This is a genomic window from Prauserella sediminis (assembly GCF_014195435.1).
GTDB lineage: Bacteria > Actinomycetota > Actinomycetes > Mycobacteriales > Pseudonocardiaceae > Prauserella > Prauserella salsuginis.
In genome coordinates, this window is the sequence record NZ_JACIBS010000001.1 from 2046209 (window position 1) to 2069639 (window position 23431).

The 23431-nt window shown below is 69.9% G+C and carries 23 protein-coding genes; 16 read left to right on the forward strand and 7 right to left on the reverse strand.

The annotated features are described in order from the left end of the window. Positions 1-10: 10 nt before the first annotated feature. Positions 11-1324, reverse strand: a complete 1314-nt coding sequence (locus FB384_RS09285; RefSeq protein WP_183785230.1) for an MFS transporter — start codon at positions 1322-1324, stop codon at positions 11-13. A gap of 542 nt (positions 1325-1866) precedes the next feature. Between FB384_RS09285 and fbaA the strand changes: the two genes are divergently transcribed. From fbaA to FB384_RS09300, 3 genes are all read left to right on the forward strand, one after another. After that, positions 1867-2895, forward strand: coding sequence for a class II fructose-bisphosphate aldolase (gene fbaA, locus FB384_RS09290; protein WP_183781543.1), 1029 nt, complete (start codon positions 1867-1869; stop codon positions 2893-2895). A gap of 36 nt (positions 2896-2931) precedes the next feature. After that, positions 2932-3108 carry a hypothetical protein gene (locus FB384_RS09295; protein WP_183781546.1) on the forward strand — a complete coding sequence of 59 codons (177 nt, stop codon included), beginning with the start codon at positions 2932-2934 and terminating at the stop codon, positions 3106-3108. A gap of 67 nt (positions 3109-3175) precedes the next feature. After that, positions 3176-3586 carry a DUF3151 domain-containing protein gene (locus FB384_RS09300; RefSeq protein WP_183781549.1) on the forward strand — a complete coding sequence of 137 codons (411 nt, stop codon included), beginning with the start codon at positions 3176-3178 and terminating at the stop codon, positions 3584-3586. Between the two features lie 94 nt (positions 3587-3680). Here FB384_RS09300 and FB384_RS09305 read toward each other — a convergent pair whose 3' ends face one another. From FB384_RS09305 to FB384_RS09315, 3 genes are all read right to left on the reverse strand, one after another. Continuing rightward, positions 3681-4937 carry a lipase family protein gene (locus tag FB384_RS09305; RefSeq protein ID WP_183785232.1) on the reverse strand — a complete coding sequence of 419 codons (1257 nt, stop codon included), beginning with the start codon at positions 4935-4937 and terminating at the stop codon, positions 3681-3683. A 324-nt stretch (positions 4938-5261) separates the two neighbouring features. Continuing rightward, positions 5262-5900: an HNH endonuclease family protein gene (locus FB384_RS09310; RefSeq protein WP_323985180.1), complete on the reverse strand. Its 639-nt coding sequence runs from the start codon at positions 5898-5900 to the stop codon at positions 5262-5264. A gap of 101 nt (positions 5901-6001) precedes the next feature. Beyond that, the gene (locus FB384_RS09315; RefSeq protein ID WP_372497740.1) at positions 6002-6685 is read right to left on the reverse strand and encodes a hypothetical protein; all 684 of its coding nucleotides are present in this window, start codon (positions 6683-6685) and stop codon (positions 6002-6004) included. Between the two features lie 104 nt (positions 6686-6789). Between FB384_RS09315 and FB384_RS09320 the strand changes: the two genes are divergently transcribed. Then, positions 6790-8076, forward strand: coding sequence for an adenylosuccinate synthase (locus tag FB384_RS09320; RefSeq protein ID WP_183781552.1), 1287 nt, complete (start codon positions 6790-6792; stop codon positions 8074-8076). A gap of 171 nt (positions 8077-8247) precedes the next feature. Here the strand turns inward: FB384_RS09320 and FB384_RS09325 are convergent, their stop codons facing one another. Continuing rightward, entirely contained in the window at positions 8248-9222 is a 975-nt protein-coding gene (locus FB384_RS09325; protein ID WP_183781555.1) for a LysR substrate-binding domain-containing protein, read from the reverse strand. A 73-nt stretch (positions 9223-9295) separates the two neighbouring features. Here FB384_RS09325 and FB384_RS09330 point away from each other — a divergent pair, with 73 nt between their 5' ends. Continuing rightward, positions 9296-9523: a hypothetical protein gene (locus tag FB384_RS09330; protein WP_183781558.1), complete on the forward strand. Its 228-nt coding sequence runs from the start codon at positions 9296-9298 to the stop codon at positions 9521-9523. Positions 9524-9674: 151 nt separating this feature from the next. Here the strand turns inward: FB384_RS09330 and FB384_RS09335 are convergent, their stop codons facing one another. Beyond that, a complete protein-coding gene (locus FB384_RS09335; protein ID WP_183781562.1) occupies positions 9675-10826 on the reverse strand; it encodes a glycerophosphodiester phosphodiesterase in 1152 nt (383 codons plus the stop codon). A gap of 143 nt (positions 10827-10969) precedes the next feature. Here FB384_RS09335 and purD point away from each other — a divergent pair, with 143 nt between their 5' ends. From purD to FB384_RS09390, 11 genes are all read left to right on the forward strand, one after another. Continuing rightward, positions 10970-12232, forward strand: coding sequence for a phosphoribosylamine--glycine ligase (gene purD / locus FB384_RS09340; protein ID WP_183781566.1), 1263 nt, complete (start codon positions 10970-10972; stop codon positions 12230-12232). A gap of 357 nt (positions 12233-12589) precedes the next feature. Continuing rightward, positions 12590-13108 carry a hypothetical protein gene (locus FB384_RS09345; RefSeq protein ID WP_221212680.1) on the forward strand — a complete coding sequence of 173 codons (519 nt, stop codon included), beginning with the start codon at positions 12590-12592 and terminating at the stop codon, positions 13106-13108. A 97-nt stretch (positions 13109-13205) separates the two neighbouring features. After that, the gene (locus tag FB384_RS09350) at positions 13206-15035 is read left to right on the forward strand and encodes a magnesium chelatase (protein ID WP_183781569.1); all 1830 of its coding nucleotides are present in this window, start codon (positions 13206-13208) and stop codon (positions 15033-15035) included. A gap of 7 nt (positions 15036-15042) precedes the next feature. Beyond that, positions 15043-15813 (forward strand): ESX secretion-associated protein EspG, encoded by a 771-nt coding sequence (locus FB384_RS09355; protein WP_258936807.1) that lies wholly within the window; start codon positions 15043-15045, stop codon positions 15811-15813. Between the two features lie 137 nt (positions 15814-15950). Then, positions 15951-16274 (forward strand): hypothetical protein, encoded by a 324-nt coding sequence (locus FB384_RS09360; protein WP_221212681.1) that lies wholly within the window; start codon positions 15951-15953, stop codon positions 16272-16274. Position 16275: 1 nt separating this feature from the next. Continuing rightward, on the forward strand, positions 16276-17421 hold the full coding sequence (locus FB384_RS09365) for a transglycosylase SLT domain-containing protein (RefSeq protein ID WP_183781572.1): 1146 nt from the start codon (positions 16276-16278) through the stop codon (positions 17419-17421). 98 nt (positions 17422-17519) lie between these two features. Continuing rightward, positions 17520-18701 (forward strand): phosphotransferase family protein, encoded by a 1182-nt coding sequence (locus FB384_RS09370; RefSeq protein WP_183781575.1) that lies wholly within the window; start codon positions 17520-17522, stop codon positions 18699-18701. 192 nt (positions 18702-18893) lie between these two features. Then, positions 18894-19280 (forward strand): hypothetical protein, encoded by a 387-nt coding sequence (locus FB384_RS09375; protein WP_183781578.1) that lies wholly within the window; start codon positions 18894-18896, stop codon positions 19278-19280. Positions 19281-19598: 318 nt separating this feature from the next. After that, complete coding sequence (locus FB384_RS09380; RefSeq protein WP_183785245.1) at positions 19599-19985, forward strand: helix-turn-helix domain-containing protein; 387 nt, start codon at positions 19599-19601, stop codon at positions 19983-19985. A 64-nt stretch (positions 19986-20049) separates the two neighbouring features. Continuing rightward, the gene (locus tag FB384_RS09385) at positions 20050-20511 is read left to right on the forward strand and encodes a VOC family protein (RefSeq protein ID WP_183781581.1); all 462 of its coding nucleotides are present in this window, start codon (positions 20050-20052) and stop codon (positions 20509-20511) included. A gap of 63 nt (positions 20512-20574) precedes the next feature. Then, positions 20575-21426, forward strand: a complete 852-nt coding sequence (locus FB384_RS09390) for an SAM-dependent methyltransferase (protein ID WP_258936810.1) — start codon at positions 20575-20577, stop codon at positions 21424-21426. A 452-nt stretch (positions 21427-21878) separates the two neighbouring features. On the opposite strand, the gene FB384_RS09395 is transcribed toward FB384_RS09390, so the two are convergent. Continuing rightward, positions 21879-23420 carry a long-chain-fatty-acid--CoA ligase gene (locus FB384_RS09395; RefSeq protein ID WP_183781583.1) on the reverse strand — a complete coding sequence of 514 codons (1542 nt, stop codon included), beginning with the start codon at positions 23418-23420 and terminating at the stop codon, positions 21879-21881. Positions 23421-23431 lie beyond the last annotated feature (11 nt).

Genomic DNA, 23431 nt, shown 5'->3' on the forward strand with positions numbered 1-23431 from the left:
GTGCCGGCGGCTACGCGCGGGCAGCGGCGGCGCGGCCGTGGCGGGCGTCGGGCCTGCGGCCGTGCACCGCGAGGTACAGCAGCGCGCTGAGCAGCATCACGCCCGCGAGGACGAGGAACATCGCCGAATAGCCGGCCCGCTCCGCGACCAGGCCGAACGCGACCGGTCCGAGGCCGACCCCGCCGTCGAGCATCAGGAAGAACGTCGAGATCGCGACGCCGAACTGCTCCTGCGGGACCCGCGACACGGCGGCCGCCTGGCACGCGGGGTTGATGGTGCCGAATCCGAAGCCGGTGAGCGCGCCCGTGGCGACGATCATCCAGTCGGCGGATGCCGTTGCGAGCAGTAGTAGCGCACCCGCGAACACCACGATCGCCGAGTACACGACGACGTTGTCGCCGCGCCGGTCCTGCAGTCTGCCCATGACGAACCGGCTCACGAACATCACGGTCGCGTAGGCGACGAAGAACAGGCTCGCGCCCCGCTGGAGACCCTCCTGTGCGGTGTAGGAGTTCAGATACGTGACGATGGTCGAGTAGACGCAGCCGATGACCAGCATGAACAGTCCGATCGGCAGCACGGCCGGGTGCACCATCGACTCGAGCACGCCGCGCGCGGTGCGTTCGCGGGCGGGCTGCGGCTGCCGCGGCTCGTCCTTCGCGGTGATCAGCAGTGCCAGCAGGCAGGCCGCCGCGTGCGTCGCGAAGATCGACCAGAACAGCGTGTCGTAACCGCTGCCGCTGACGATCTCGAGGCTCATGAAGGGACCGATCGCCGTCGAGAGCGTGATGCTCAGTGCGAAGTAGCCGGTGCCCTCGCTCCGCCGGGACGACGGGATGCGTGCCTGTGCGAGCGTCATCGCGGCCGTGCTCGTCACGGCGAACAGCACGCCGTGCGTCGCGCGCACCGCGAGCAGCAGCGGCAGTGAGCTCGCCACGAGGTACAGCGCCGCGACCGCGGCGCACGACGCCAACCCCGCCCATAGCATGCGGCGCCTGCCGAGTCGGTCGACGAGCCCGCCCGCGAACAGTCGCGCGACCGTGGCGCCGACGACGAAGATGCTCGCCGCCATGCCCCCCGTCGAATCGGAGACGGCGAACCGCGTGACGGCGTAGACCGCCATGATCGTGACGAGCCCGTAGAAGGCCAGCGCGAGGCAGAAGTTGACGACCCAGACGACCGCGAGGTCGCGGGACCAGATCGGTTCACGGGCGCCGACTGCGGTGGAGGTGGCGTCGGCAGGGTCGGTCGGTTCGGCGGGTTCGGTCGGTCCGGTGGGTTCGGCCTGCGAGCCGGTTGCGGTCGTCGAATCGGATCCTGTCATCCGTGACGTCATGACCTGCCCCTCATTGTTTACCGTAAGCAATATTAATCCGGCGCAGGGTTGTCCCGATATGACAGCGACCACCACGATTCCCCGTTTGGTCGCATCCCGTGCTTATCTGCCTACGGCTACGGTGGTCCGCCGACGATCGACCGGCGCCGGACACTCGCCCTCCCGGCGCGGTCGTTGCGGATCGAGGTTCATGTTTCGCCTCGCCCGGTGTGGCGCTCGAGGTGCCGCGAGCCTGCGACGTTCCGTCACGACGCCGGGGAGTTCCGCCGCGAGGCGTGCCTGCCTGGAACGGAAGATCGGCTTCTGAATCGAAACCTGAATCGATGTTGCGAAAAAGGCCACGTGGGTGCGATACCGGGCTTCACCGTGTCACCGGGTGATGCCAGGCTGTGGCTCGTAGGATCCGGGTCTGCAGAGCCCGGCGCCGAAACCCGTGACGGCGCCGTCCGCGAGCACGAGTCAACCGGAAGACGACCGGGAATGCGGCTGACGACACAGCCGTATGCCACGCCGCCCCGAGGAGGACAACGATGCCCATCGCCACACCTGAGGTCTACGCCGAGATGCTGGACCGTGCCAAGCAGGGTGAATTCGCGTATCCGGCGATCAACGTGACCTCGTCGGAGACCATCAACGCTGCGATCCGCGGTTTCGCGGAAGCCGAGAGCGACGGGATCATCCAGTTCTCCACCGGTGGTGCCGAGTTCGCGTCGGGCCAGCAGGTGAAGGACATGGTCGTCGGCGCGAAGGCGCTGGCCGAGTTCGCTCACGTGGTCGCCGAGAAGTACGACGTCAACGTCGCCCTGCACACCGACCACTGCCCGAAGGACAAGCTGGACGGCTTCGTCCGCCCGCTGATCGAGATCTCCCGGGAGCGGGTGAACGCAGGTCAGAATCCGCTGTTCCAGTCGCACATGTGGGACGGCTCGGCCATCGACCTCGACGAGAACCTCTCGATCGCCTCCGAGCTGCTCGATGCCTCGGCTGCGGCCAAGATCATTCTCGAGGTCGAGATCGGCGTCGTCGGCGGTGAAGAGGACGGCGTCGCGAACGAGATCAACGAGAAGCTGTACACCGCCGAGGGTGACTTCACCAAGACCGTCGACGCGCTCGGCGCGGGCGAGCGGGGTCGCTACCTGCTGGCCGCGACGTTCGGCAACGTCCACGGCTCGTACAAGCCGGGCGCCGTGCAGCTTCGCCCGGACGTACTCAAGCGTGGCCAGGCCGTCGCGGCCGAGAAGCTGGGCCTGCCCGCCGGCTCGAAGCCGTTCGAGCTGGTGTTCCACGGCGGCTCCGGCTCGCTGCTGGAGGAGATCCACGAGGCGCTGTCGTACGGCGTCGTGAAGATGAACGTCGACACGGACACCCAGTACGCGTTCTCGCGGTCCATCGCCGACCACTTCTTCAAGAACTACGACGGCGTCCTCAAGATCGACGGCGAGGTCGGCAACAAGAAGACCTACGACCCGCGCAGCTACCTCAAGGCCGCCGAGGGTTCCATGGCCCAGCGCGTCGTCGAGTCCGCCGAGGCCCTGAAGTCGGCAGGCAAGAAGCTCTGACGGAACCCGGACTTTCGTGCCCCCAAGGGCACCTTGGTGGCGTTCAACGCCCCTACGGTGCCCTTGGGGGTATTCACGTTCGGGGGATGTGCCTGGGCACGATTCGTGGTCGGGCACAGTGGCGGCGTGATGTCGAAACGTCTCGTCGCGATTGTTCTGGTCGGCTGCCTCGTGCTGATGGCCGTCGCCTCTTCGCTGACCCTGCTGCTCTGAGGCGGTGCTGCTGCGCTGCCGCCCCTGCGCCGCGCCGTGGCCACTCGCTCGGTGGTTCAATGGCGGCATGACGCACAACCTGCTCGAACCGGATCCCACCACGCTCCCGGAGCGCCCCGACGCCGAAGCCGCGCTGGACGCGGGCACCGAGCCGAGCGAGGTCGCCGCCGAGCATCCCGATTTCAGCGAGGCCTGGGCCGCACTCGCCGAGCGGGCGCTCGGTGAGAACGAGGTCGTCGACGCCTATGCCTACGCTCGCACCGGCTATCACCGCGGCCTCGACCAGCTTCGCCGTTCAGGCTGGAAGGGCTTCGGCCCGGTGCCGTGGGCGCATCGGCCGAACCAGGGCTTCCTGCGCTGCGTCGCCGCGCTCGCCAAGGCGGCGGGCCGGCTCGGCGAGACCGACGAGTACGAGCGTTGCAGGCAGCTGCTCGTCGACTCCGACCCCGCGTCCGCCGAGGCCACGGGTCTCGCCTGAGTCGCAGGACTCGCGAGAGTCGAGCACACGAACGGGCCGCCGGGGACACGTCCCCGGCGGCCCGTTTCGTTCGAGGGTGCGTCCCTCCCAGCCGTCAGAACTCGCCGCAGTTCGTCGGGGCGGCCTCGCCGTGGACGCGCTGGTCGAGCCAGGCGTACGCCTTCGGGTAGGCGCCCACGTAACCGCCGACGTGGGTCGGGACGGCCAGCGTGTCGAACTGCACCGTCGCGCCCTGCTCGCACCACGACCGCGCCATGTCACGGCCCTGGCCGTACGGAACGATGTCGTCGAGGCGGCTGTGCGCCACGTACACGGGCGCCTGCGGCTCCAGGGTGCCGATGCGCTGTTCCTCGACCGCGCTGCGGAACGGCTCCTCGTCGAGGTAATCGCCGATCGGCCTGCCGTCGACGGTCAGCTCCGAGGTTCGAGTGAACAGGTGGCCGAGCAGCCCGTCGGCGGTGCAGCGCTCCTCGATCTGCCCGCGGACCTCGCGGCCCTTCTCGTTCAGGATGTCCTCGATGCCCAGCTCCGGGTAGGCCTCGTGCATGCTGGCGACGGCGAACAACAGGAACGCCGCCGCGTAGTGCCCGTCCAGCTTCTCGGCCACTGCGGACAGGTCCGCGGGCGGGGCGCCCGCGAACGAGCCGATGAGATCGACGTCGGGGGCGTAGGACGGCTGCAGCTCGGCCGCGGCCGCCGACGCGCCGCCGCCCTGCGAATATCCCGCCGTGAGCACGGGGCCGTCCGAAGGCAGGTCGGCCTCCGGCAGCTGCCGGGCCGCACGAACCATGTCGAGCACGGCGTGTGCGGTGGCCTTGCGGTTGACGTACGTGTGGACACCCGGCGTGCCCAGGCCTTCGTAGTCGGTGATCGCGACGGCGTAGCCCTTGGCGAGCATGCCCGAGATGAAGACACCCTCGTACTCCATCCCCGCGGCCATGGCCTTCGACGGTGCGCAGTGGTCGCCCATGCCCTGGGTGCCCGCGGAATAGCCGACGATCGGCCGCTGCCCGGGGCCGTCCCATTCGCGATGTGGCGTGAGCACGGTGCCGGTGACGGCGTTGGCGTCGCCGTGGGTGTCGGTGCTGCGGTACATGACGCGTTGCGCGTCCGCGGGAGCGCGGGTCAGCTTGAGCGGATCGAGGAAGAACTCCGTCTCCTCGTTGCGGATGACGTCTCCGGACTCGCCGTCAGGGAGGGGTGACGGGGGTGTGTAGAACTCGTCGCTCGCGGCTGTGACGGGTGATGCCGCGGTGGTCTGTGCCGCGGTGGTCTGTGCCGCAGTGGCCTGCGATGCGGTGGTTTGCGATGTGTTGGCCGGTGACGCCGCGGCAGGGGCGGCGGTGAGCATCGACGCGGCGGTGGCGGATAAGGCGATGGTGGCGAGGGACGCGGTGACGCGTCCCCTGCGAGCTGATCGCATGAGGCTCCCCAGCTGGGATGTGACGACGTTGTCAAAAAAACGTTCTATCCGCGGGGAGATGTGAGATCAAGGTTTCCCTACTCGTCAGTAGGCAACTCACTCGTTCGGGGTAGCGGAGTGCCCCCAAAGGCACCTTGAGGGGCGGCCGCCCGCCAGCCGGACCACCGCCCCTCAAGGTCACGCTGGCGCGTGACTGCGTTGAATGCCCAAGGTGCCCTTGGGGCGGCGCCCCCGGGCCACGGCAACTCGACGTCAGCAGGTGGCGAGCATGTCCTCGAGAGCGGAGTGTTCGGCCTCGTCGACGGTCAGCTCGTACTTGTGCTTCACGGTGATCCACATCGAGGCGTACGTGCAGTGGTACTCCTCGACCGACGGCTGCCACTCCGCCGGATCGTCGTCGCTCTTCGACATGTTGGAGCTGCTCGACACGGCGATGAGCTGCGGCGATTCCAGGTCGTTTGCGAACGCCTCGCGCTCGTCGGTCGTCCACTCCGCGGCGCCGGACACCCAGGCGTTGCCGAGCGGCACCACGTGGTCGATGTGGAAATCGGACGGGTCGCTCGCGGTCTCGCCGTCGTACTCGCTGTACCAGCTGCCGTCGGTCGGATAACAGTCGTTGCCCGTCTCGACGTCGTCGCCGTCGCGTTCGAGCACCAGTTCACGGGTGTTGCAGTTGTCCTCGTGGCTGTTCCAGTGCGGGAACAGGTCGCGGTCGTAGCCGTCCATGGAGCCGTCCTCGGCCACGGTCAGCTCGGCGAGCTGCGTCTCGGCCTCGGTGGGCGTGGGGATGCCGGGCGGTTCGGCCGCGGCAGTGCCCGTCAGCGGCAGCGTCAGTGCGGTCGCGGCACCGACGACGAGTGCGGAGTTGCGGAACTTGCGGGGAAGGATCACGGCAGGCACCTCTCAGCGGGGAACATGAGGTCGTCCAGCGATGTGAAGGACTTTCCGAATGTCTCCGAAAGAGGTAACGATCCCGTTAACCCTGGGCGGATTCAGACCGATGTCGGGCGCAGAACCAGACGGAAGTCGTGGGTGTGCCGGTACCAGGTCCACCGCGACATGGCCCGCGGGTACGCCACGCCGTCGGATTCGGGCACGACCTCTGCGCCGCCCAGTTGGAACGCCCTGCCCGCGAACGTGCGCCGTCGTTTCAGGAGCTTTCCCCTGGTGATGGTGACGCGCAGCCCACCGGAGGCAGTATCGTCCCCCGCTTTCGGGTCGGGCCGCACCTCGAGCAGGGCGGCCTCGCCGCGCAGCGCCTCGGTGTCGTCGCAGTAGCCGACGCCGCGTGGCCGCCGCACGACGCCGTGTCCCAGCAGCAGGCCGCCCGCGTCGTCGCGGACGAGCGGCACGCCCCGTGGCTCGCCGGACAGTGCGACGTCGAACGCCCTCCTGCGGTCGGTCGGTACGCCCCACAACTCCGCCACCTGCGACGACGGGTCGGTCGGCACGTATCCAACGGCGATCTCGTCGAGCCGGTTCTTCCGCAGCAGCCGCAGCGCCACCGCGGACAGGTCGGCGTCGTCGCCGACCACCACGAGCCGCTGCCGGCCCGTCTCCAGCAGCGGGTCGACGTCGGCCTTGCCCGGCCGCGCCGGCACGCTCGCCTCCCCGACCCCCTCCGGCGTGTGAATCCCCAGCTCAGCGCCTCCGCAGAGCAGTACCAGTCCCCGCACGGATTACCCCTCGGTTAGGCTCGTATACCGGCATTTCGACAGTCACACCGACAGACGGTCAGTGTCAGCAACATCCACAGCCACCTCACACCTTGGAGTTTCACATGCCGGCCATCGTGCTCATCGGTGCCCAATGGGGCGACGAAGGCAAGGGCAAGGCCACCGACCTGCTCGGCGACAAGGTGGACTGGGTGGTGCGCTATCAGGGCGGCAACAACGCGGGCCACACCGTCGTCCTTCCCGATGGGCAGGACTTCGCGCTGCACCTCATCCCGTCCGGCATCCTCACGCCGGGCGTCACGAACGTCATCGGCAACGGCGTGGTCGTCGACCCGGGCGTGCTCCTCGACGAGCTCGAGGGCCTCGAGGCGCGTGACATCGACACGAGCAGGCTCCTGCTGTCGGCCGACGCGCACTTGATCATGCCCTACCACGTGGCGATCGATAAGGTCACCGAGCGCTACCTGGGCAGCCGCAAGATCGGCACCACCGGCCGCGGCATCGGACCGTGCTACCAGGACAAGGTCGCGCGCGTGGGCGTGCGGGTGCAGGACCTGCTCGACGAGAAGATCCTGCGCCAGAAGGTCGAGGCGGCCCTCGAGTACAAGAACCAGGTGCTGGTCAAGGTCTACAACCGCAAGGGGCTCGACGCAGCCGAGGTCACCGACACCGTCCTCGAGCAGGCCGAGCGGTTCCAGCACCGCATCGCCGACACGCGCCTCGAGCTGAACAAGGCGCTCGAACGCGACGAGACCGTGCTGCTGGAGGGCTCGCAGGGCACGTTGCTCGACGTCGACCACGGCACGTACCCGTACGTGACCTCGTCCAGTCCGACCTCCGGCGGTGCCAGCGCGGGCTCCGGCATCGGGCCGGGCCGGATCACGACCGTGCTCGGCATCCTCAAGGCGTACACGACGCGGGTCGGTTCGGGTCCGTTCCCGACCGAGCTCGACGACGAGGCCGGGGAGAACCTGCGCAAGTCCGGTGGCGAGTTCGGCGTCACCACGGGCCGTTCGCGGCGCACCGGCTGGTTCGACGCCGTGATCGGCCGCTACGCCGCCCGCGTCAACGGCATCACCGACTACTTCCTCACCAAGCTCGACGTGCTGTCCGGACTGGAGACGGTGCCGGTGTGCGTTGCCTACGACGTCGACGGGCAGCGCACCGAGGACATGCCGATGACGCAGACCGACGTGCACCACGCGAAGCCGGTGTACGAGGAGCTGCCGGGTTGGTGGGAGGACATCAGCGAGTGCCGCACGTTCGAGGATCTGCCGAAGAACGCGCAGGCCTACGTCGAGCGGCTCGAAGAGCTGATGGGCACGCGTATCTCGGCGATCGGCGTCGGCCCCGGCCGGGAGGAAACGATCGTCCGTCACGAGTTCGCCTGACCCGATACCCGGAGCGACTTTCCTTCCGGGCCCTGCCGCCGGCCCCCGTTGACCCGCCCGCATGACTGTTTCTCGGCGCGGGTTCGCGCCCGCCCGACGTTCGGCCGTTGACGCGTCCCGCGTGACGGTCTGGACCGGCCGGGTGTCGCGGGTGGCTCGGTGGCGGGACGCTCAGGTGGCCGTGGCCGTGGCCGTGGCCGTGGCCGTGGCCGACGCGCTGGTGGCCGACGCGCCGGTGGCCGGTGCCGTCGCCGCCGTCAGCTCGTGCACCGCCGTGAGGGCCGCGGCGACGCCCGGTGCCTCGCGTCCGCCGCGGCGGACGCAGGTGAGGAACGTGCGGGCGGGCGCGTTGCCGCCTGTCGGAACCCGTCGCACGTCGAGTCCCGGCGGCAGCTGCGAGAGCCGGGGGTAGAGCGCGACGCCCAGTCCTAGATGGACCAGCGTCGCGACGAGGCTCGCGTCACAGGCTTCGTGGGCGATCGCGGGGCTGAATCCCGCGGCGGTGCAGGCGGCGAGCACGTGGGCGCGCGCGGCGTCGTCGGGCAGGCCGACGATCCACGGTTCGTCGGCGACGTCGGTCAGCCGAACGGTCGGCTGGTCCGCCAGTTCGTGTCCGGTCGGCAGCAGCAGGTCGAACGGGTCCGTGAGCAGGGTGTGCTGTTCGAAGCGGGGGTCGTCGACGGGCGGGTTGGCGGGCAGCGCCTCGACGACGGCGAGGTCGATCTCGCCCGTGAACAGCAGATCGAAGCAGTCCACCGCCTCGGCCTCACGCAGGCGCACCGTCAACGACGGGTGCCGTGCCCGCAGGCTTGCCGCGACCGGGCCGAGAAGTCGGCACATCGCCGTGGGGAACGCGGCGAGCCGGAGGGTGCCGGTGGGGCCGCCCTGCGTGGCGTGGAGTTCGGCCCTGGCCTGCTGCCAGCGCGCCTCGATGGCGTCGGCGTGGGCGAGCAGGGTGCGTGCCGCGTCGGTGAGGCGAACGGTGCGGCCGAGCGGTTCGAGCAGGGTGACGTCGAGCTCGCGACCGAGTTGCCGGATCTGCTGGGACGCGGCCGAGGTCGTCAGGTGGAGGGCGGTCGCGGCGGCGGTGACGGTGCCGTAGTGGTCCACGGCGCGCAGCACGTTGAGTCGGCGCAGGTCCATCATGAAGGCCATTCTTCACGGTTTCGTCCAAAAATCGAACCTGGACCTTCACGTATTCCGGCCGCACGGTGGAGTCATGACGACATGCCCGTTCTGCGGTTGGCCCGACAGCGACGTCGTAGCCGTGCTGTCCCGGCACCGGACCCCCGAAGGAGAGACCGTCTGGACCCGCTGTGCCTGCGGTTCGCTGCAGACCCGCGTGGTCGGCGCGGCGGGAACGGCGGTGGTCGTTCGCGGCCGCCCGCACGAGGCCGAAGCCCGGCCTGTCACGGACACCCCCGGCGACGTCCCCTGCGACAAGTGAAGCGCCCCGAAGGGCACCTGTGGGGCAACGGCCCGCCACCCCGGCCACCGCGCCCCTCAAGGGCACGCTGGCGCGTGACTGCGTTGAGTGCCCCCGAGGTGCCCTTCGGGGCATAATCAGGTGCCCTTCGGGGCGACAGGGCTTCTCCGCGTTACTCGGCCGCCTCGATGACGACGTCCGGGTGGTCGGCGAACAGGCCGTCGACGCCGGTGTCCCACACGGCCTTGGCCCAGCCGAGCGCGTCGCCCCACTCCGCCGGGTCGTCGGACGAGTCGTAGTCGGCGGGCAGGAACTCGTTCTCCGCACGGAAGGTCCACGGCACGACGCTCAGCCCGGCGGCGTGGGAGTCGTCGACGAGCGACGTCGGCTCCGTGGTGTTGCCGTCGGCGTCGAGCGGGATGATCTGCCCGATCGACGGCCCGAGCCCGTCCGCGTACGTGGCGATCTCGCGGAGGCCCTCCGGTGTGGTCATGTCCTCGTACGTGCGCGGGTCACCGGACTTGACGAAGTCGTACGGCGCGCCCGAGGTCGAGGTCAACTGCACCAGCGGCACGCGCACCTGGTCGTCGAGCTCCTTGAGGTTGGTCACCTCGAACGACTGCACCTGCACCTTCGCGTTCGGGCGGTTGAGGTGGTTGCGGTTCAGCGCCTCGACCAGCTTCGGCTCCAGCGCGAGCCCCTGCTCCTGGAAGTACGTCGGGTGCTTGGTCTCGGGGAAGATGCCGATCGGCCGGTGCAGCTCGCGGCTCAGCTGCTGGGAGAGGTCGATGACCTCCTGCAGCGTCGGGATCTCGAAGCGGCCGTCGTAGATCGTGTTGTTCGGCCGGACCTCCGGCAGTCGCTCCTTCGCCCGCAGCGTCTTGAGCTCGGCCAGTGTGAAGTCCTCGGCGAACCAGCCGGTCATGGGTTCGCCGTCGACGAGCTTGGTGGTCTTGCGGTCGGCGAACTCGGGCCGGTCGGCCACGTCGGTGGTGCCGCCGATCTCCGGCTCGTGCCGCGCGACCAGCACACCGTCCGACGTCGTGACGAGGTCGGGCTCGATGTAGTCGGCACCCATCCGCGCGGCGAGCTCGTACGAGGCCAGCGTGTGCTCGGGCCGGTAGCCGGACGCACCGCGGTGACCGACGACGATGCGGTCGTCGGCGTGTGCGCCGCTGCCCTGAGCGGCGTCCGCCTGGCCGGCTTCGGCCCGCGAGGGCCCGGACTGGGCGGCGCCGGGAACCGCTCCGGTGGTGGCGAGCACGGCCACCGCGCCGAGCGCCACCACTCCGAGGCGCTTACGGAATCGGGATGTGAATGCCATGAGTCGTCGCTGGTCCTCTCTCGATCCGGTAGGGACGTTCGCCTACGTTCGCGGCCGCGGTCGACCACCCGGCGACAGCGTGGCAGCCGCGGAGGTACATGCCGATGAACGAGCGGATATTGGCATGTCTACGCTGAGGAATCGTGCGCTTCCTGGTTATCGGCTCCGGAGCCCGTGAGCACGCCCTCGTACTCGCCGCGTCGCAGGACCCGGCGGTAACGGCGATCGCTTGCGCGCCCGGCAACGCCGGCACCGCGACCCTCGCCGAACCGCTCGGTGTCGACCTGACCGACCCGGCTGCCATCGCGGCTCTCGCCGAGCAGTGGCGGGCCGACCTCGTGGTGATCGGCCCCGAGGTGCCGCTCGTCACCGGTGCGGCCGACGCCGTCCGCAAGGCGGGCATCCCGTGTTTCGGCCCGTCGGCGGCAGCGGCCCGGATCGAAGGCTCCAAGGCGTTCGCCAAGGACGTCATGACCGCCGCAGGGGTGCCGACGGCCCACAGTGAGGTCGTCGACAACCCGGCGCATCTCGACGCCGCGCTCGCCCGGTTCGGCCCGACCTGGGTCGTGAAGGACGACGGTCTCGCGGCCGGCAAGGGCGTCGTCGTCACGACCGACGTCGAGCAGGCGCGTAAGCACGCGCTGATGTTGCTCGACGGCGGTCACCCGGTGGTACTCGAGTCGTTCCTCGACGGGCCGGAGGCGTCGCTGTTCTGCCTGGTCGACGGGCGCACCGTGGTGCCGCTGCTGCCGGCGCAGGACTTCAAGCGCGTCGGTGACGGCGACTCCGGCCCGAACACCGGCGGCATGGGCGCCTACGTCCCGCTGTCGTGGGTTCCCGACGGCTTCGTCGACGACGTCGTCGAGCGGATCATCCAGCCCGTGGTCGACGAGATGGCCGCGCGCGATTCGGCGTTCACCGGACTGTTGTACGCGGGGCTGGCGCTGACGAGTGAAGGTCCGCAGGTCATCGAGTTCAACTGCCGCTTCGGCGACCCCGAGACACAGGCCGTGCTGGCGCTGCTGCGTACGCCGATCGCCGGGCTGCTCCACGCCACCGCCACCGGCACGCTGGCCGAGCAGCCGGAGCTGGAATGGGCCGACGGCAGTGCGGTGACGGTGGTCGTCGCCGCCGACGGTTACCCCGGCAAACCGCTGGTCGGCGATGTGATCACCGGCGGTGAAGCCGACGGCGTGCTCCACGCGGGCACGCGCAGGCGGGACGACGGTGCGGTCGTCTCCAGCGGCGGCCGGGTGCTGTCGGTCGTCGGCACCGGTGCGGACCTGGAGGAGGCCCGGGCAGAGGCGTACGAGCGCATCGCCGGGGTCGGGCTCGCAGGGGCTCATCACCGCACCGACATCGCCGCGCGCGCCGCTCGCGGCGAGGTGTCGATCCCGGGGCGCTGAACCCGGCGCACCCCCATGGCGCGGTGACCCGTGGCGCGGTGACCGGGCGCCGACGGTCCGTGAAGCCGCAGCGCCGACGGCACGGTGCGACTGCGCCGACGGCGCGTGAAGCGGCAGAGCCGACGGCACGGTGCGGCAGGGCCGACCGTGCGGTGCGGCTGCTGGCGGTGTGTTCCCGCACCCTTCCGTCTCGTGCCGGTGGCCCGCCGGTTCGACGGTGTCCGCGGGCGGCGGAAAATCCGACGATCGGACGGAACCGTCGTCCGGGTGAGCTCGTCAAAGTTCAGGTCACTGTCACATTCTGGTTGGTAGCCTGCGTGAGAATCGGATGACTACCGGCCGTTACAGGGGGTGCGCATGCCGTCAGAGGTGAGCGAGTCGCGGGCCGGCGAGCCGGCGGGCGCGGAGGCCGCGTTCGCGGCGGCCAGCACTGCGTTCGCGGGCGACTCGGCCGGTTCGAACGGCGGGAGTGGCAACGGCCAGGGCGGCCCGTTCGGTGGTTCGGACGTCATCCCCGGGGCCGGTGCGTTCCCCTCGGTCCCTTCCGCCAGTGACATCGACGTCGCGCCCGACAAGGTCGCCGACGTGGCGCGGATCATCGACGCACAGGCCGACGCGCTGGACAAGAAACTCTCCGAGCACCTGAGCTCACTGCGCATCCAGGCGCCGGCGGAAGACATCGTGTCGCAGCACGCCGTCGAGGCGTGGAACGACGTCGTCAGCGCCCCCGAGGACTCCTACGCCGCGCACGCGCGCGCGTACGTCGAGGACCTGCGGTCCCTGGCGACCCAGCTGCGCAAGGCGGGTGAGAGGTACTCCGAATCCGACGAGGAGAAGGCGGATGCTCTCGGTGGCGGACGAGGCCTTCCCGGCTAGTCCCGGTCCGGCCCGCTCCCGGCGCTCACTTCGGGACGCCGACGCTGTCCAGGTTTTCTCGACCGTGCGGTCGAAGCGGAAGTAGAGGGAAATCGACATGGCGATGGATGTCTCGCAGCGTGCGAACGAGATCCGCAACCACCGGTTCGACGGCTACACGAACAACATGCTGGCCGACGAGGTCGAGGTGTTCCGCAGCGGCGCGGGCGCGGGCGGCATCGGTGAGGCCGTCACCGCGTTGAAGGCGGTCGGCAAGGCGTTGGACGAGACCGAGCGGACGCTGCGGACCGAACTGGGCAAGCTCGGTGTCGAGTGGCGCGGTGACGCCGGCGATCAGGCGTTCCGGTGGATGACCGGGCAGGCCGACTTCTCCGAGGAGGCCCAGACCAAGGTCGAGGCGTGTGCCAAGAAGATCTTCGCGCAGGGTGAGGCGTTCAACCGCACGGTGCACAAGCTGCCCGACGCCCAGTCCCTCCGGCAGGGTTCCGGTGGTTACGGCCTCATGGACTCGCTCGGCAGCCTCATCGGCTTCGAGACCGACAACGCCCAGCGTGTCGCCCAGGGGCAGGAGGCGCGGGCGCAGGCGCTCGAGGCCCTCAACGGCTACGCGAGCGAGTCCGGCGAGAACCTGTCGGACCTGCCGCAGCTGAACGCCCCCACGCCGATGTCGGCCGTGGTGTCCGCCGATGTGCCGACCGAGGTCGACGCGGGCGGTCCGCCGACACCGCCGGACGTGACCGAGGTGCCCGCGGATGCGCCCGCGGGCGACCGCACCGAGTCGTCGGGTGTGGCGCCGCCTGCGCCTTTCGACGGGCCCGGGGCGTCCGCGCCGGTCCACCACGTCCCGCAGCCTGCCCAGCCGCCCGCCAACCAGAGCGCTCCGCTGGCCCCGCCGCCCGGTACCGGTTCGGCCCAGCCGACGCCGAACCCGAGCACGGCGCCGTCGTCGACCACACCGTCGACGAGTGCCCCGGTGACGTCGTCGCCGAACGCGGGCTACGGCTACGTGAACGTGCCGCGTCCGGGCACGGGATCGGGGTCGGGAGGTCCGCAGTACTCGGGCTCTCCGTACCATCCCGGCTCTCCGCAGTACCCGGGTTCGCAGCAGCAGTCCGGTGGCTCGGCTCAGCCGGGTGGCCCGACGGGCGCCGCGCCCGGCTCGGGTGGCGCACCGACGGCCGGTGGGACTCCCGGCGCGATCGGGAAGCCGGGCACGCCCGGTGCTCCGGGGACGCCTGCCGCCCCGGGTACCCCCGCAAATCCCGGTACCCCCGCGAATCCGGGCACGCCTGCGAACCCGGGCCAGCCGGGCGGCCAGTCCGGCGTGGGCAAGTTCCCCTCGTCGGGCGGTGCTTCGCCCGTGGCGCCGGCGCCTGGGCCCGTCACCGGTGGTCCCGCTCCCGGAAGTGGAGGCGGAGTGGCGGTGCCGCCCCCGGGAATGGTCGGCGGCAAGGCCGGTGTCCCTGTATCGGGTGATCAGGATCTGCAGAAGGGCAAGTCGTTCGGCGTCGCACCGGTCGTCGGCGGTACGGCCGCGCCCGGCGCGAGCGGCACGACGGCGTCGCCGAAGTCACCGGGGTTCAGCGCCAACGACCTCGGCGGTGCCGCGGGAGCGGTGGCCGCGGGCGGTATCGCGGGCGCGCTGGCCGGCGACAGTGACCGCAGTGGCGGCCGGGGCGGAGCGCCGCGTTCGCCGCACCAGTCCCAGATCGGGGACCTGCCCGAGGAGCAGTCCAGGGCGCAGCAGAACCAGACGTCGAAGTCCGAGCAGGACCGGCGCAGCATGATGCAGAAGGCGGCGCCGCAGGAGGGCGACGAGGACGACACACACGTGCGCCGGTACGGCGTCGACGACAAGGACCTGTTCGCCGACCAGCGCATGGTCGCTCCCGACACGATCGGCGACCCGAACTCGGAACAACGGTGAGCCGCCGGTGACCACCGGTCAAAGCGTGGTGCTGTCCACGCTCGAGTTCGACATGCTGTGGGAGGCGGAGCGGCTGCCACGCCGGCATCCGGCACTGGACGTGCCGAGTGCGGGGGTGACGCACCGCGAGCGGTCCGATCTGGTCGACCAGGCGTGGGAGTCGCTGGCGCAGCGCAGGCTGGCGAAGGGCCACCAGGCCACGAGTGACCTGGTGGACATGCTGAACCTGTTCGTGCGGCCCGCGGTCGCGATCGACATGTGGGTCTGGACCGATCGGCAGATCTCGGGCGTGGCCGTGAGCACGGGCAGTCAGGCGCTGATGGGTGTCGTGGACGGTGACGAGGTGTGGCTGATCCCGGCGCGTGATTCGTCGTTGCCGGAGTCGGCGGTGTCGGTCGCCGGGGAGACGGCCGCGGGCATCGGCTGGTCGGCGACCCTGCCGCACGACGTGCTGGTCGACGCCGACCGCGAGGCGGGCGGTGACGCGCGGGTGCTCGTGGGGGCGCTGGCCGACCGTGGGATCGCGCTGAGCGAGGCGCAGGAGGTCGCGGCGATGCTGGCGGGCCAGGTCGTCCGTGGCCAGTTCGGTGCGCAGGCGTATGGACGTGACGGGGGTGTCCGCCGTGCGCCGCGGGTCGTGTCGTTCTTCGACAGCGACAAGGGCCGGTATCTGCTGCAGGTCGCACCGGGCAGTGACGGCAGGCAGTGGGCGACCGTCGCGCCCGCGGACAACACGCTGCTCGCGCAGCGCGTGTGGGAACTGCTCGACGAGATGTGAGGAAAGCTCACCTCTCCACGGGCGACGAAAGTGGGGTACGCGTGTTTCTCGCTTTCGCCGATAGAGTTGAGCGGAACCGCCGGTGCGGGCGCATGCGTCATACCCGGCGACGAGCGGATCGTTTTTCGTGAAGGGGGATGACCACCGTGCCGGTTTACGACGCCGAATCCATGCGGAGCACGGCAGGGAAGGTCGACGGTATCGCCGACCGTATCGCCGAGGACAAGGCGAAACTGCGCGGTGTCGAGGGGGAGAGCCCGTTCGGTGAGGTCGAGGACGCCGACGATCCGGATCGGGTGGACGGCGCGCTCGGCTCGTTCACCTCGGGGATGCAGGCGGAATTCGACGCTGCGCACCAGCACATGGCAGAGGCGAGCGGAGCGCTGCGCAACGCGATCGCCGCGATGTCGGAGGCCGACGAGCAGGCGGCGAGCAACCTGACGATGCGGGGCGAGGCCTGACATGTCGCTGGGGATGCCGGAGAACTGGGAGCAGGTCGAATCCCAGGCAGCGAAGGTCGAAAAGGTCAATCCGAGTAGGATTCAAAACGTCGCGCAGGAGTTCAAAACCGCGTCGGAGAACGCGGGCGATCATTCTGCGGAGTTGAAGAACGCGGCTTCGCCGCTTTCCGAGGGCGGCGTCTGGAACGGTCCGGCGGCGGATGCGTTCTTCTCCTATGTCGCCCAGGTCGCTTCGGCGGGACAGCGGGTCAAGGACAAGCTCGACGAGGCCGCGGTCGAGCTGGGCGATCTGCAGCAGAAGCTGTCGGAGCTCAAGAAGTCGATCAACGAGACGAAGGCCAACGCGAAGCAGGAGATCGACGAGCGCAACAAGCAGGCCGAACAGCGCGCACAGCAGGCGGCGCAGGCGGCGGACGGCGAGGGCGGCGGCCAGGACCCGGAGTCGATCCGGGAGCAGGCGCGCGAGCAGAACCGGCAGACGGCGTCGCAGGCGGCCGAGCGGATCAAGAGCCTGCTGGGTCAGGCCAACCAGGCCATCAAGAAGGCGCAGCGCCTCATGAAGCAGGAGATCGGCGGTGCGGGCGGCTATTCGCAGGTGCCGAAGCCGGGGCAGGCGCAGTCGCAGATGGCCGACACCGGCGGTATCAGCAACCCAGGCAGTGCGCCGAGCGTCGGTGGTGGTGGTGCCGGCGGCGGTGGCGGCAGCGGCGGTGCCGAGACGGCCGTCGGCGGTGGCGGTGGCGGTGGCGGTCTCGGGTCGAGTGGCGGCCCGCCCGCGGGCCCGCCTCCAGGGAACGTCGAGCAGTGGATCAAGGAAGCCATCAAGATCCTCAAGGAGAACGGCATCCCCGTCACCGAGGAGAACATCGACCAGATCTGGACGATCATCGAACACGAGTCCGGTGGTGATCCGCGCGCGATCAACGATTGGGACTCGAACGCCGCGAAGGGCACCCCGTCGAAGGGCCTGATGCAGTGCATCGACCCGACGTTCGACTCCCACGCCCTGCCGGGGCACGGTGACATCTGGGATCCGGTGGACAACATCATCGCCGGCGTCCGCTACACGTTCGACCGCTACGGCAGCCTCGAACAGCACCCCGGCCTCGAGTCGATCTCCTCCGGCGGCGGTTACCAGCCGTACTGACCGCAACTCCTCTCCCCGGAGCCACGACGGCGCGGACATGAAAGTCCCTTCACGGTCGGCTCAGCGGGGTTTCACGGGGCGGCGGCATCGTTGACGTCATGAGCGAAGAGCAGTGGCAACCCGACGAGGCGGACCTGAGCGCATTGTGGTCCGCCGTCGCCGGGGCGAGCGGGGACACCGCGCTCGGCAGCCGCATCACCCATCGTGACGTCCAGCGCGCCTCGACCACGGTGGCCGCACGGGTCGACGTGACCCGTCCCGACGGCTCCCGCGCCACCGACACCTACTGCGCCAGCACCTCGGCGAAGGCGCGGGCTGCGATGCGCGTGTCCGACGGCGTGCGCGAACTCGGCGTCTGGCGGTTCCCGCACGATCCGGCGCTGCCGGGGCTGGCCAGGGCGGTCGACCCCGGCCGCATGCGGGAACTGCTCGCCGGACTGGGTCTGCCCACCGAAGATCTGCGGCCGACGGTTCGTTCCTACCGCCCGCTGCGGCGGGCGGTCGTCGAGGTGCGGACCGCGCGGGCGACCGTGTTCGTCAAGGTGCTGCGTCCCGACAAGGTCCAGCAGCTGCACCGGCTGCACCGCGCCGCCGAGGGCGGCGTGGTTCCGGAGAGTCTCGGCTGGACCGATGACGGCCTGCTCGTGCTCGCCGGCGTCGGCGGCACGTCACTGCGGCGGCTGCTGCTCGGTGGCAACACGATGGAGCTCGACCGGATCGACCCCGCCGACATCGTCGCCACGCTCCACGGGCTGCCGCAGGCGTTCGCCGACCACGCCCGCAGGCGGAGCTGGGCAGAACAGGCAGGCCACTACGCCGACGTCATCGCCCGCGTGCACCCCGGCGCGGCCGGGACGGCACACGCGGTCGCCGAGGCGGTCGCCGTACCGACCGGTGCCGCTCCGGTTCCCGTGCACGGCGACTTCTACGAGACGCAGTTGCTCGTCTCCGGTGGGCGCCTGGTCGGGTTGCTCGACATCGACACCGCGGGCGCGGGCGATCCGCACGACGATCCGGCCTGCCTGCTCGGTCATCTGTCCGTGCTGTCGCAGGTCAAACCCGAACGCGCACCGGTGATCGATCGCTTCACGGCGCGGTGCCTGCGGGAGTTCGACCGGCACTGGGACCCGGTCACGCTCCGGTCGCATGCCGCGGCCGTGGTGCTGTCGCTGGCGCCGGGTGCGCACCGCACGGGCCGCCGCGGGTGGCACTCGGTGCTCGAGCGCCGCCTCGACCTGGCGTGGAACTGGTGCCGCGCCGACGATCCGCTCACCGCCTGACCCCGTAACAACCGCCGCCGCAGCGAACGAGCACTGCGGGTCCGAACTCCGATTTTCGAGTGCCGATTTCGAGTGCCGGCCTCGAGCGCAGCAGCCTCGAGCGCCCGGCGGCCCCTGGATTCCTCGCGCGCCCGTCGCGTGAGGTGACCGAGAAACCCACCCCGAGCACATCCTTCGAAAGGAAGTCGCATCATGGCAAGCAACAAGCGTCCCTGGTTCGTCGTCGCCGCCGCGGCCGTCGGTGTCGGCGGTGCGATCGCCGTCGGAGGCACCGCACTGGCCGACGGAGTCAACGACCCGAAGCCCGCCTCGCAGGTGCAGCAGGCCGAGCAAGGCAACGGGCAGGCCGACTCCGCCGATTCGCCGAACGACAGCGACACGGCGAACGACAGCGACACCGCGAACGACAGCGACACGGCGAATTCCCCGAATGAGGCCGATTCCCCGAACGACGGTGACGACAAGGCGGGCAGCACCGCGGACTCGCCTGCCGATCGTGACGGTGTCGACGCGCCGAACGGACCCGACGGCTCCCCTGACGGCCCCGACTCCACGGCCAGCGCTGACTCCCCGCGGTGACGCGGGCGGAGTGATGAGGGCGGAGTGATGAGGGCGGAGTGACACAGTCCTCGCTGGCGCCGGCGCCCGCGCCGCGCGGATCGCCTCGCGACGCGGGCCAAGGCAGTCCGCTGTGGACAGTCCACAGCGGATTGTCAGGAAGAGGTTCCGGGCGCGGTTCGGTCGCCGGTGACTTTCCCGCTGGAGTGACGTGGCCGTGGTGGTCACACGTCGGAGCGTACGAACGACCGCTGAGGTCGTTGGCGATCGAGAGGGGCCCGGGAACCGAATAGCCCGCACGCGCGCCGCGTGCGGGCTATTCTCGACGTCGTGGCCACGATGAGCCCGCGCGAGGACCAGAACCGCCGGTTGCTGCGCGCCCGTGATGCGATCGACCGCGACTACGCGAAGCCCTTCGACGTGCCCACCCTCGCGCGGGTCGCGCTGATGTCGCCGAGCCACTTCACCCGCTCCTTCCGGGCGACGTTCGGCGAGACCCCGCACCGATACCTGCAGCGCAGGCGGATCGAACGGGCGATGGCACGGCTGCGGTCGCCGTCGGCGACGGTCACGCGGGTCGCCGAGGAGGTCGGTTTCGACAGTCTCGGCACGTTCAGCCGCACGTTCCGGTCGATCGTCGGCGTATCGCCCGCCGAGTACCGCGCGGCGGCGACTCCGCTGCACGTGCCGGTGTGCTTCGTCAAGACGTGGTCACGCCCGGCGTGAGGCCGGCCCACGTGAGCAGTTTCGGATAAGCGCTACCGCGGGGTGTCGCCGTAGCGTTACCGGCATGTTCACACGAATCGGAATCACCTCGATCATGGTCCTCGACCAGGACGAAGCCCTCGACTTCTACTGCGGCAAACTCGGCTTCGAGGTCACGGACGACGTCGACCTGGGGTTCATGCGCTGGCTCACGGTGCATCTGCCCGCCCAGCCGGACACGCACCTGCTGCTGGAGGTGCCGGGGCCGCCGCAGCACAGCGAGGAGGTGGCGGCGCAGGTCCGCGACCTGGTCACGAAGGGTGCGCTGGGTGCGGCGGCGATCCTGAACACCGACGACTGCCGCAAGACGTACGAGACGCTGCGCGAGCGGGGCGTCGAATTCACCCAGGAACCGGTCGAACAGCCGTACGGCATCGACTGTGCGCTGCGGGACCCGTTCGGCAACCACATCCGCATCAGTCAGCCGGCGGAGGGGCCGCTGGAGATCACCGACGAGGACATCGAACGGTTCCAGTGCGGCTCCTGAGCCCCGAACGTGTTCGATAGGCTGCGTGCGGTCCCTTGATCGCGCGCAGCCTGGAGAACCGCAGTGACTTCCACACCAGGACGGAACGGCAGCCGGGACGCGCAGCTGCCGACGGTCATCGACCCGAACGTGCCGAGTATCGCCCGCGCCTACGACGCGACCCTGGGCGGCAAGGACAACTACGAGGTAGACCGCGAGGTCGCGCGCCAACTGCGCGAGGTGACGCCGGAGGTCACGACCCTCGCGTGGGACAACCGCGACTTCCTCATCCGCGCGACGCGCTTCATCGTCGGCACCGCGGGCATCGACCAGATCGTCGACGTCGGATCGGGTCTGCCGACCGTCGAGAACACGCATGACGTCGCACTTCGCCTCAACGGCGATACGTGCGTGGTGTACGTCGACATCGACCCGATCGTCATCGCCCACGGCCGTGCGCTCGTCGAGGACCACGAGTCCGTCCACTGCGTCCAGGGCGACCTCACCGAACCGCAGGCCGTGCTCGCCGACCCCGCCGTGGCCGGCAGGCTGGAGTGGCACCGGCCGATGGCGCTGTACCAGGTCGGCACGCTGCACCACGTCGCCGACGAGCGCGACCCCGAGGCCATGATGCGCGCCTACATCGACGCGCTGCCGTCCGGGTCGCAGGTCGTGCTGTCGCACTTCTTCAACCCCGGTGATGAGGATCCCGAGGCCGCCGCGGTCGCCGAGCGGCTCGAGCACGCGTTCCTGCACAGCCCGATGGGCACCGGGCGGTTCCGCACACGCGAGGAGATCGCCGCCTACTTCGACGGCCTCGAGCTCCTCGATCCCGGCCTGGAGACGCTCGCCTACTGGTGGCCGGAGGGTCCGCCGCCGGAGAACCTCGACCCGGCGCGCCGCCTCATGATCGGCGGCATCGGCCGCAAGCCGTAGCGGGCTCGGGTGCCCCAGGGGCACCTTGGGGGCGTTGCGCGCCCCCAAGGCGTCCGCCGCAGCACACCGAGTTCCGGCGCCTGATCAGCCGTGGCTTCACCCGGCGCCGCGTCGGCTCGATCGAACCAGCGGTTTGTGCCTTCGTCACCGAGCTACTGGACCGCCTCGCGGGCTGCGCGAGGTGGGCGTCGTGGCCGAGCCATTCAAACCGATGCCCGGCTTCGTCGTCGCGCACTACCTCGGCGTCCCCACCGCGGACCGGGTGAAGTTCGACAGCTCAGCGCGATCGATCTGCGCACCGGCAAGACGGCATATCGAAGGCTCACCGGCACCGGCCCGCAGTTCAACAACCACTACGTCGCGATCTACCTCGGCGAGCACGGCTCGGCCTACATCGCGACCGTTGCCGGCATGATCCGCGGCCTTGACACCGGCTGACCAACGACGAATCGTCATTCCAGCTCGCGTTTGAGGATCTTGCCGGTTGCGGTCATCGGGAGATCGTCGCGGAACTCGACGATGCGCGGGTACTTGTATCCCGCCATGTTCTCCCTGCACCAGGCGATGAGCTCGTCGTCGGTCAGCTCCGCCTCCGGTTTGCGGATGACGATCGCCTTGACCTCCTCGCCATGCGTCTCGTGCGGTACACCGATGACGGCGACGAGGCTGACCGCAGGATGGGTCATGATGACCTCCTCCAGCTCGCGCGGGTACACGTTGAACCCGCCGCGCACGACCATGTCCTTGGCCCTGTCGACGATGGCGTAGTAGCCGTCCTCATCGCGACGGCCGATGTCACCGGTGCGGAACCATCCGTCCCGCATGACCTCGGCGGTGGCCTCGGGGCGTCCGAGGTAGCCCTTCATGATGTTGTGTCCCCTGATGGCGATCTCGCCGTCAGAACCGTCCGGCACCTCGTTCCAATCGGCGTCGATGAGCTTCATCCGCACGCCCCACACCGGCTGGCCGACCGAACCGGGCTTGGCCTCGCGGTCCGGGTAGTTGAACGAGGCGAGCGGGCTGGTCTCGGACAGCCCGTAGCCTTCCCGCACCCGCAGCCCGAACATCTTCTCCACCTGTTCGAGGATCTCCACCGCGAGCGCGGCACCGCCGGAGACGGCCATCCGCAGGTTGCCCGCGATCTCCGGGAGGTTGAACGCGGAGGCATCGATCGACAGCAGGCCCCAGTACATCGTCGGGACGCCGGCGAAGAACGTGACCTTCTCCCGTTCCATCAGGCCGAGCGCCTCCGCGGGGTCGAAGCGCGGCAGCAGCACAAGGGTCGCGCCGGAGCCGAACCCGGCGTTCATCTGAACGGTCTGCCCGAAGGAATGGAACAGCGGAAGCGTCAGCAGGTGCACGTCATGATCGACGAGACCGAACATCCGGTGGCAGGTGATCGCGTTGAGCACCATGTTCGAGTGCGACAGCTCGGCGCCCTTCGGCTGCCCGGTCGTGCCGCTGGTGTAGAGGATCACCGCGGTGTCATCGGCGGCGGTCGCCACGGTCTCGAACTCCGTCGAGCGACCCGCGAGGGCGGAGCCTAGCGTGGTCGCGCCGTCGATCGGCGACTCGGCGGCAGGATCGGCGGTGATCAGGAAGAAGTGCTCGCAGGTGCCTGCATCGCCGAACCCTGCCCATCCCTCCTTTCCGATCGGCAGTTCCGGTGTTCCCTCGAAGCACAGGTACGCCTTCGCGCCGGAGTCGGCAAGGTGGTAGGCCACCTCAAGGCCCTTGAGCAGCACGTTCAGCGGCACCACCACCGCACCCGCCTTGAGGATCCCGTAGTAGGCGATCGGGAAGTACGGGAGGTTCGGGCAGGACAGCGCGACCCTGTCACCCGGCTGGATACCCGAGTCGGCCAGCAAGTTGGCGACCTGGTTCGCGGCCGCGTCGATCTGGGCATAGCTGAGCCGGTTGTCACCGAGGACGACGGCGTCGCGGCCGGGGTGTCGCTGTGCACTGTCGTCGAGGAACATGGCGAGGTTGAGCATGAGACTCCTTG

Bases quoted from the DNA above. Each gene is read 5' to 3' on its own strand.
- FB384_RS09320 (WP_183781552.1), top strand. From the start codon at position 6,790: ATGCCGGCCATCGTGCTCATCGGTGCCCAATGGGGCGACGAAGGCAAG.
- FB384_RS09380 (WP_183785245.1), top strand. From the start codon at position 19,599: ATGAGCCCGCGCGAGGACCAGAACCGCCGGTTGCTGCGCGCCCGTGAT.
- FB384_RS09305 (WP_183785232.1), bottom strand. From the start codon at position 4,937: ATGCTCACCGCCGCCCCTGCCGCGGCGTCACCGGCCAACACATCGCAA.
- FB384_RS09395 (WP_183781583.1), bottom strand. From the start codon at position 23,420: ATGCTCAACCTCGCCATGTTCCTCGACGACAGTGCACAGCGACACCCC.
- FB384_RS09350 (WP_183781569.1), top strand. From the start codon at position 13,206: ATGGCGATGGATGTCTCGCAGCGTGCGAACGAGATCCGCAACCACCGG.
- FB384_RS09335 (WP_183781562.1), bottom strand. From the start codon at position 10,826: ATGGCATTCACATCCCGATTCCGTAAGCGCCTCGGAGTGGTGGCGCTC.
- FB384_RS09375 (WP_183781578.1), top strand. From the start codon at position 18,894: ATGGCAAGCAACAAGCGTCCCTGGTTCGTCGTCGCCGCCGCGGCCGTC.
- FB384_RS09285 (WP_183785230.1), bottom strand. From the start codon at position 1,324: ATGACAGGATCCGATTCGACGACCGCAACCGGCTCGCAGGCCGAACCC.
- FB384_RS09330 (WP_183781558.1), top strand. From the start codon at position 9,296: ATGACGACATGCCCGTTCTGCGGTTGGCCCGACAGCGACGTCGTAGCC.
- fbaA (WP_183781543.1), top strand. From the start codon at position 1,867: ATGCCCATCGCCACACCTGAGGTCTACGCCGAGATGCTGGACCGTGCC.
- FB384_RS09360 (WP_221212681.1), top strand. From the start codon at position 15,951: ATGACCACCGTGCCGGTTTACGACGCCGAATCCATGCGGAGCACGGCA.
- FB384_RS09300 (WP_183781549.1), top strand. From the start codon at position 3,176: ATGACGCACAACCTGCTCGAACCGGATCCCACCACGCTCCCGGAGCGC.
- FB384_RS09325 (WP_183781555.1), bottom strand. From the start codon at position 9,222: ATGATGGACCTGCGCCGACTCAACGTGCTGCGCGCCGTGGACCACTAC.
- FB384_RS09365 (WP_183781572.1), top strand. From the start codon at position 16,276: ATGTCGCTGGGGATGCCGGAGAACTGGGAGCAGGTCGAATCCCAGGCA.
- FB384_RS09370 (WP_183781575.1), top strand. From the start codon at position 17,520: ATGAGCGAAGAGCAGTGGCAACCCGACGAGGCGGACCTGAGCGCATTG.
- FB384_RS09345 (WP_221212680.1), top strand. From the start codon at position 12,590: ATGCCGTCAGAGGTGAGCGAGTCGCGGGCCGGCGAGCCGGCGGGCGCG.
- FB384_RS09385 (WP_183781581.1), top strand. From the start codon at position 20,050: ATGTTCACACGAATCGGAATCACCTCGATCATGGTCCTCGACCAGGAC.